Origin of the sequence: Acinetobacter sp. YH16051 (genome assembly GCF_013417135.1) — a bacterium.
Lineage (GTDB): Bacteria > Pseudomonadota > Gammaproteobacteria > Pseudomonadales > Moraxellaceae > Acinetobacter > Acinetobacter towneri.
The window spans coordinates 1-6887 of the sequence record NZ_VPEN01000035.1; the positions used below are offsets into that span (position 1 = coordinate 1).

The following is a 6887-nucleotide window of genomic DNA, read 5'->3' on the forward strand; positions in this document are numbered from 1 at the left end:
ATCGGTAAAATCCTACAAATCGCATCAACACCATATCGATCTTTATTGTTATGGATGAAATCCACCATTATTTGTGTGGGCGGTCGAGCTCCGCCTGGGCGAAAAAAGCGGCTGCTTTACGTAGAATTTCATTGGCACGCTTTAATTCTTTAATTTCACGTTCCATTTGCTTCATTTTTTCTTGATCAGATATCTGTTGTACTTTAATAGGATTTTGCTGATCTAAATGCTTTTGATGCCAGGCACGAAGTGTTTCAGGAGTATAACCAATCTTAGGCGCAATTGCTGTGATTGCAGCCCAAGTAGAAGGATAATCTTTTTCAGATTCAATTAGTAATTGAACCGCTTTTTCTCTGATTTCAGGGGTATATTTTAATTTGGTCATCGGGGTAGTCTCTCAGAATATTGACTCTCCGACAAACCCGGTACGGTTCATTTTCACACTTTATGCAACAGAGTCGTTTTTATCCTAAGGTCCTTACCACTTGTATTCTTTACGAACATATATCTAAAAAGTGTAGCAAGTTGCTACACTTTTCGCTAGATCAACTCTTTACCAAAAATATCATTCAGTCTTTCACGAATACTATGGACGAATTCCGGATTACTTTTAAGTTTATGCTTCATATTTCGTTTAAAGTCATTCAACCCCATACCAATTTCAGCAAAATCCATTTGGAATAAAGTGTCATTAATGACAATATTTGCTTGAGAGTCAGTGAGGCATCCTACTTTTTTAAACCACTTCTTGAACTGCTGATAATTTTCATCATTATTAAAAATATACCAAGAACGTACATTCATATCGAATTTAGCCCCTAATTCTTTTACGGATGCATTGTCTTCAAATGGAACATCAAGATAGATTTTTTCAATCACTGCAAATTCATCCAGTGCCTTATCAGCAATCCGATGATGCAGTTTAAAATTCACACCTACAATTGGACGGCCTTTCTTAACGGTTTCATACTCTAACTGTAGATCTGTATTTTCGTTAATTTCTGCCACTATTTTGTCTAATACATAGCGTCTAAAATCTACCCAGCGATCATATTTGGTTTCATTAATATCAATCAGTGCTTTCAAGTTTTCTAAAAGTAATGGCACTTCATAACTCTTTTGATTGACGTACTTAAATTCGTTTTTAATGAAATAAGTATAAAGACTCATACTGGCAACAGAATCTAGGGCAAAAAGATGTTTTAGCTGATAGGTAGTAAAATTACCCCCAGCCAGTTGAGTGAAATACGGCAACACCTCACTGGTAAAACGAATCTGAATCGCATTTTTAGAATCATCTTCCCATCTTAACTCACGGATAATGGGAACGACAGAATGTACTTTTTTAGTCTTTCTCTTACCATTATCAGCTGGCTCCTCAATAATAAAATGAGCTACCCGGGATGAAAGCTCTTTATAAATCCGATCTATTGCAACATTAATTGAATTACGTTTATTTAATCCTAGTAAATCTGCCAAATCATCCTTATACAAATAAATATAAGTTTGTTCGGTAATTTCACCATCTACCCTATTTTTCTCACTATAATTCGCAACCGCCATTGCATATAAAAGTGCCTTATATTCATTGGCTGATAATTCGATTGGGCGAATTAAACGGTTACTGGTACTGACAACGCCATTATGGCGAATGTTGCCTATACAGTAAGGAATATAATTCGATTCTTCTTGCAATGGTTCAGATTCTGTCATAACCGTGATATTTATAATTTAACTTAGTTTTTATATACAAAAGTGGAAAAACTTTCAAGACTTTCACCACAATATTCTAAAAGTGGAAAGTTTGTCATCAAAAAGAAGCATTTTAGCCGATTTCCTGCACTTAAAGTGGAATTAATTATAATCTTTCCACCTCATGATGACAGACCTTCCACCTTTAGTCTCGAAATTACAGTTCAGAAGGTCTATTTTTACTTTTTTCATTCAGGTCTAGTTAGGTTAAGTCAGATAAAAACCCTGATGTGACAAGGCTTCCACCTTTTTGTTAGATTTAAAAGGTATAACTGCACATATAATCATCAGGAAATATCCAATAAAAACAGATTATCCACAGGTTAAGAAGATACAGTGACAATCTTTCCACCTTTAAAGCTTAGTTATGAGACTTTATTAACAGCTTAAATATTTGTTTTTCATATTATTTTTAAATAAAAATAGCAGTTCTAAAAATAGTAGTGACAAACCTTCCACCCTAGTGACAGACCTTCCACTTTATAGTGACAAACCTTCCACTTTATAGTGACAGACCTTCCACTTTACGGTGACAGACCTTCCACTTTATAGTGACAAACCTTCCACTTTATAGTGACAAACCTTCCACTTTTAAAGTTACAAGCATTTGTTTTATATAATAAAAATATGATCCTAATTATTAATTAGCTAAATAACTAATTATTCTAATTTTTAATTAAGCTAGCTTAGTTAAAAATTTATTTTTTAAGTTGTTTTACAGCTGAATAAATAGGATTTATAAATTTAAAAACTATAGTAAGATGAATGAAAGTTATTTATATTACTAAACATTGAAATAAGGAAGCATCTGACACGCATGTCTGCAAAAATTATTACTGTTGCTAACCATAAAGGCGGATGTGGCAAAACAACGACTGTTGTACACCTAGCCTCAGAACTTGCCAATCTGGGCTACAAAGTTTTAGTCATTGATTTAGATCCTCAAGCAAACGCAAGTTTACACATTGGGATCCAACATCCAAGCGAAATTGCTGTCACTACAGCAGAATTACTAGTGGGCGATATTTCGTTGTTGGCAGATGCATTACAAGAAGAAACGAACTTTGAAAAAGTATCATTAATTTATGGTTCCTTAAATTTAGGAAAAACTGAAGATCAACTAAAAGAAGAAGCTCCCCGTCCTTCTGAAGAGTTAAATATCAAGTTAAAACTATTAAAAGATCTTTATGATTTTATATTGATCGACTGTCCACCTAGCCTTAAATTATTAACCAGCAATGCCTTGGCATCTTCAACACATGTCGTTATCCCTATCGAATCAGGATCACAATATGGATTGTATGGGGTAACAGATCTTTTAAATCATCTTGAAAAAATCAAACGTATTAATCCAGATTTAGAGCTTTTAGGCGCTTTACTAATTAAGCATGATGAACGTCAGAATGTCTGTAAGCTGATTCGGGATGAAGCCTTGAAACAGGTAGGTAAAATTTTAGAAACCACAATTCCTCAAAGTACTAAAGTCAATCAAGCAGCGATTCTGCAACAACCACTTTTGAAAGTAGAAAAAAATTCAAAAGTACGTAAGGCTTTTGAAAGCCTTGCCAATGAAATTGTAGTGAAAATTAAAACCTGAGAGCATTATGGCAAGCACCAAAGAGCTTTTAGCTCAGAAACTGAAACAGAATACAGAAAAACATCAGCAAGCACAGAAAGACAATATTAAAGAGCCGAAAGAGTTTAGACGTAATGTCCCTATTGAGGATATCAGCCGAAGTCCAAACCAGCCGCGTAAAATATTTGAAGAGTCACAGTTAAAAGAACTGGCGGATTCTATTAATGAAATCGGCCTTTTGCAGCCCATTACAGTACGTAAACTGGATAATCTGAAATATGAACTGATTGCAGGCGAGCGACGCTTACGGGCACATCAATTACTCGGAAAGTCTGTGATTGAAGCCATTATAATTGATGCAAATAATGTAGAAGCATCTTTGTTAACCCTGGCAGAGAATTTAAAGCGTCAGGATCTGACAGATTATGAGATTTTTATTGGCTTGAACTCACTTGATGAGAAATTAAAGAAAAACAAGCAACGTTTAGCCAATTCACTGGGTTTAAATCGCGAAGATATGTACAAGTATTTAGCATACGAAAAACTGCCGCAAGCAATTTTAAATGACCTTGATGTGGAACCGGGCTTGCTAGGCCGTACTGCTGCAACTGCATTCAAAAAATTTCTATCGGATCATCTTGAACAACTCTCTGAAGCCGAAATGGCCTTACTCGGAGCTTGGGAAAAATTAAAAGACAAAAAACTCGAGCAAAGCAAAGTTACTACTTATGCTGAAAAACTATTGAGTCAGAATCCAGAAAAACTGACCACAACATCCGTGGTCAGAAAAATTGAATATGCTGGTAAGATTGCGGGGAATATCAAACTGAATCAAAAACAGCTTAAAGTTTCTCTGAATATCTCGAAAATTGACGAAGCCAGTCTTTTACAATTAGAAGATTTCTTAAAACAGCTGATTCAAAAAAGCGAAAAAGTGTAGCAAGTTGCTACACTTTTTTAGTCCCGTCAAACTAATTACATCCTCATGCATTATTGAAATTTGCTTTCTTAAGTATGCGTCTTAACATTTGGTCTTTGATAGTACTATTACTTCAGACTGAGATTAAATTCTGCCTTTCTTCTTGTGGAGTGGTTTATATTTATCCGGAAATATTATATATGTCCATATAATCACTCCCAGTTTTCACGTTTTGTATCAAAATAATCAATTCCTATCAGATTTTCCGATAGGGAAATTTATATGCTGGTGGAATATAAATAGTTTGGTGGTGTTTCAAAAAGTATGCTGCCGTTAAACAAATCCGTTATTAAGGTAAAAGAAAGTAAGCATCCGGCTAACACAGCCTTACCAAGCGATCCTATAAGCCTTAATTTAGTCCCCACCTAAAAACAAGTGGGGACTTAATCCATGAACATGGATATATATTCAGCAACACCTCCTGTTGCTAAAAAACGCAGATCATACAGCAAAGAATTCAAACTCAGTATTGTCAATGCCTGCAAAAATCCTAATACCTCGATCGCTTCGGTCGCACTGCAACATAGTATTAATGCCAACCTTGTCAGTCGTTGGATCAGGATCTTCAGCCATCATGAGGGTGCCGTGCAGGATCCTACTCATGTGAATCCAGCATTTATTGCTTTGCCTTACACTGCTGCAATCAGCCAACCTATTGATGAGAGGATCACGTTGTGTATCACCGTGCCTCATACGAATAATGATATTCAGCTAAAATGGCAGACATCAGAAATACCTGCCTTGGCAGAATTACTCAAGGCACTGGCAACATGATCCGCATTGATGAAATTTGGCTCTCTACCCAGCCCATGGACATGCGTGCAGGTATGGATACTGTCATGGCTCAGGTGGTGAGAGCCTTTGGCTACATCAAACCGCATTGCGCCTACCTGTTCTGTAATAAACGTGGTCATCGTATGAAAGTGTTGGTACATGATGGACTGGGCATCTGGCTGTGTGCCCGGCGTTTGGAACAGGGTAAATTTCACTGGGCTCAAGTTCACCAAGGTGAAACCGTGGCCCTCAGCCCGGAACAGTTACAGGCATTAATCCAAGGTTTGCCCTGGCAGAGAATTGGATTGCAGCAAGTGGTGAATATGCTCTAAACCAAGCTCGACCATTCTGCCATCCTCCAAACGTTCTATTTCATTCTCTTCATGACCTCAGGCATACTGCGGTCATGAATACGCTGCCTGACTTAAGCCAACTGACCCATGAACAACTGCTGGAATTCACCAGACAGTTGGCGATGCAGCATCAGTCTCTAGCACAATCAAACCAGCAATTAGATGCCAGAGTTCAACATCTTGAAGTCACCAATCAGCAATTAGATTCTAAAGTTCAACATCTTTCTATTCTCAATCAAAAATACGAGCATGAACTCGCACTATTTAAACAGCACAAATTCGGCAGTAAAAACGAACATCTCACTGCAAAACAAATCCATCTGTGGGATGAAGCGGTTGAAGAAGATATCGCAGCCGTTGATCTGGAATTAGAACGATTAAATGCAGATAAAACCCATGCAGCGACACAGAAAGCCACAGTCAACAAACCTAAACGTCGACCACTGCCAGATCATCTACACACCATCCGTATTGAGCATGAACCTGCATCAACCCAATGTGCTTGTGGCTGCCGACTCCGTCGTATCGGCGAAGATGTCAGTGAAAAACTGCATTTCAGACCGGCACAGTTCTATAAGGAACAGCATTTGCGTGGCAAATGGGTCTGTGATCAGTGTGACACCCTGACTCAGCAAGCGATGCCCGCCTATGTGATTGATAAAGGCATTGCTTCACCTGAACTGCTCAGCCATGTGCTGGTATCGAAATATGCCGATCATTTACCGCTGTACCGTCAACGTCTGATCTATCAGCGGGCGGGAATCGAACTTTCTAGATCAACTTTATCTGACTGGATAGGTCGCTGCGGTGTAGAACTGGAACCTCTGGCCAATGCCTTAAAAGAGGTGGTACTACAACAGCAGGTGCTGCATGCAGATGAAACACCGGTCACCATCATGCGGATGGGTGAGAATAATAAAAAACCGAAGAAAGGTTATGTCTGGGCCTATGCCACCACACAGTACAATCCAGTTCAGGCGGTGATCTATGACTTTCAGGATAGTCGTTCAGGCCAGCATGCTGAAGAGTTGTTAGCGGCAATGTAAAAATGACCCCCCAACAGCATTTGAAAATTGACCCCCTTGGTTAATATAGTGGTCTTTTTGGACTGCTCAACATGTTAACTTTGGAGCAAGCAGTGACAATCCAAATACTTCATCAACAAGGTCAATCTATTAAGGCAATTAGCCGCGAACTCGGTATTTCTAGAAATACTGTGTGTAAATATTTACGATCTCAAGTAACACCTAAATATCAACGAACACAATCTAAAGTGAGTATTCTTGAGCCTTATAAACCGTATTTAATCAAACGAGAGATGGCTCCGGAAATTTGAACAACTCCTATAAGTGATACTCTGCTCCTCAAATGATGTTATAAACATCAATATATGGAGTATTTTATGGCACGTAGACCAAGAAGAAATCATTCAAACGACTTTAAGGCTAAGGTA

At 37.9% G+C, this 6887-nt stretch carries 5 protein-coding genes, 3 pseudogenes and 1 other annotated feature; of the genes and pseudogenes, 6 read left to right on the forward strand and 2 right to left on the reverse strand.

Annotation, left to right across the window (positions count from 1 at the left end; translation table 11 throughout):
* Positions 1-110: a sequence feature (AL1L pseudoknot), on the reverse strand. This feature is flagged as partial in the annotation.
* Both FTV41_RS13280 and FTV41_RS13285 read right to left on the reverse strand, forming a co-directional pair.
* Positions 1-385: pseudogene (locus FTV41_RS13280) on the reverse strand (transposase); the annotation flags it as partial. It overlaps the preceding feature by 110 nt.
* A 155-nt stretch (positions 386-540) precedes the next feature.
* A complete protein-coding gene (locus tag FTV41_RS13285) occupies positions 541-1713 on the reverse strand; it encodes a replication initiation protein (protein ID WP_150378260.1) in 1173 nt (390 codons plus the stop codon).
* 856 nt (positions 1714-2569) lie between these two features.
* Here FTV41_RS13285 and FTV41_RS13290 point away from each other — a divergent pair.
* From FTV41_RS13290 to FTV41_RS13315, 6 genes and pseudogenes are all read left to right on the forward strand, one after another.
* A complete protein-coding gene (locus tag FTV41_RS13290; protein WP_150378261.1) occupies positions 2570-3349 on the forward strand; it encodes a ParA family protein in 780 nt (259 codons plus the stop codon).
* A gap of 7 nt (positions 3350-3356) precedes the next feature.
* Positions 3357-4268: a ParB/RepB/Spo0J family partition protein gene (locus FTV41_RS13295; RefSeq protein WP_150378262.1), complete on the forward strand. Its 912-nt coding sequence runs from the start codon at positions 3357-3359 to the stop codon at positions 4266-4268.
* A 429-nt stretch (positions 4269-4697) separates the two neighbouring features.
* On the forward strand, positions 4698-5081 hold the full coding sequence (locus FTV41_RS13300; protein WP_151208067.1) for a transposase: 384 nt from the start codon (positions 4698-4700) through the stop codon (positions 5079-5081).
* Positions 5078-5413 carry an IS66 family insertion sequence element accessory protein TnpB gene (tnpB, locus tag FTV41_RS13305; protein ID WP_004730490.1) on the forward strand — a complete coding sequence of 112 codons (336 nt, stop codon included), beginning with the start codon at positions 5078-5080 and terminating at the stop codon, positions 5411-5413. Before FTV41_RS13300 ends, tnpB begins: the two co-directional genes overlap by 4 nt.
* Positions 5414-5487: 74 nt before the next feature.
* Positions 5488-6468: pseudogene (locus FTV41_RS13310) on the forward strand (IS66 family transposase); the annotation flags it as partial.
* A gap of 83 nt (positions 6469-6551) precedes the next feature.
* Positions 6552-6764 (forward strand): annotated as a pseudogene (locus tag FTV41_RS13315) (helix-turn-helix domain-containing protein); the annotation flags it as partial.
* Positions 6765-6887: the final 123 nt, after the last annotated feature.

Bases quoted from the DNA above. Each gene is read 5' to 3' on its own strand.
- FTV41_RS13290 (WP_150378261.1), top strand. From the start codon at position 2,570: ATGTCTGCAAAAATTATTACTGTTGCTAACCATAAAGGCGGATGTGGC.
- FTV41_RS13300 (WP_151208067.1), top strand. From the start codon at position 4,698: ATGAACATGGATATATATTCAGCAACACCTCCTGTTGCTAAAAAACGC.
- tnpB (WP_004730490.1), top strand. From the start codon at position 5,078: ATGATCCGCATTGATGAAATTTGGCTCTCTACCCAGCCCATGGACATG.
- FTV41_RS13285 (WP_150378260.1), bottom strand. From the start codon at position 1,713: ATGACAGAATCTGAACCATTGCAAGAAGAATCGAATTATATTCCTTAC.
- FTV41_RS13295 (WP_150378262.1), top strand. From the start codon at position 3,357: ATGGCAAGCACCAAAGAGCTTTTAGCTCAGAAACTGAAACAGAATACA.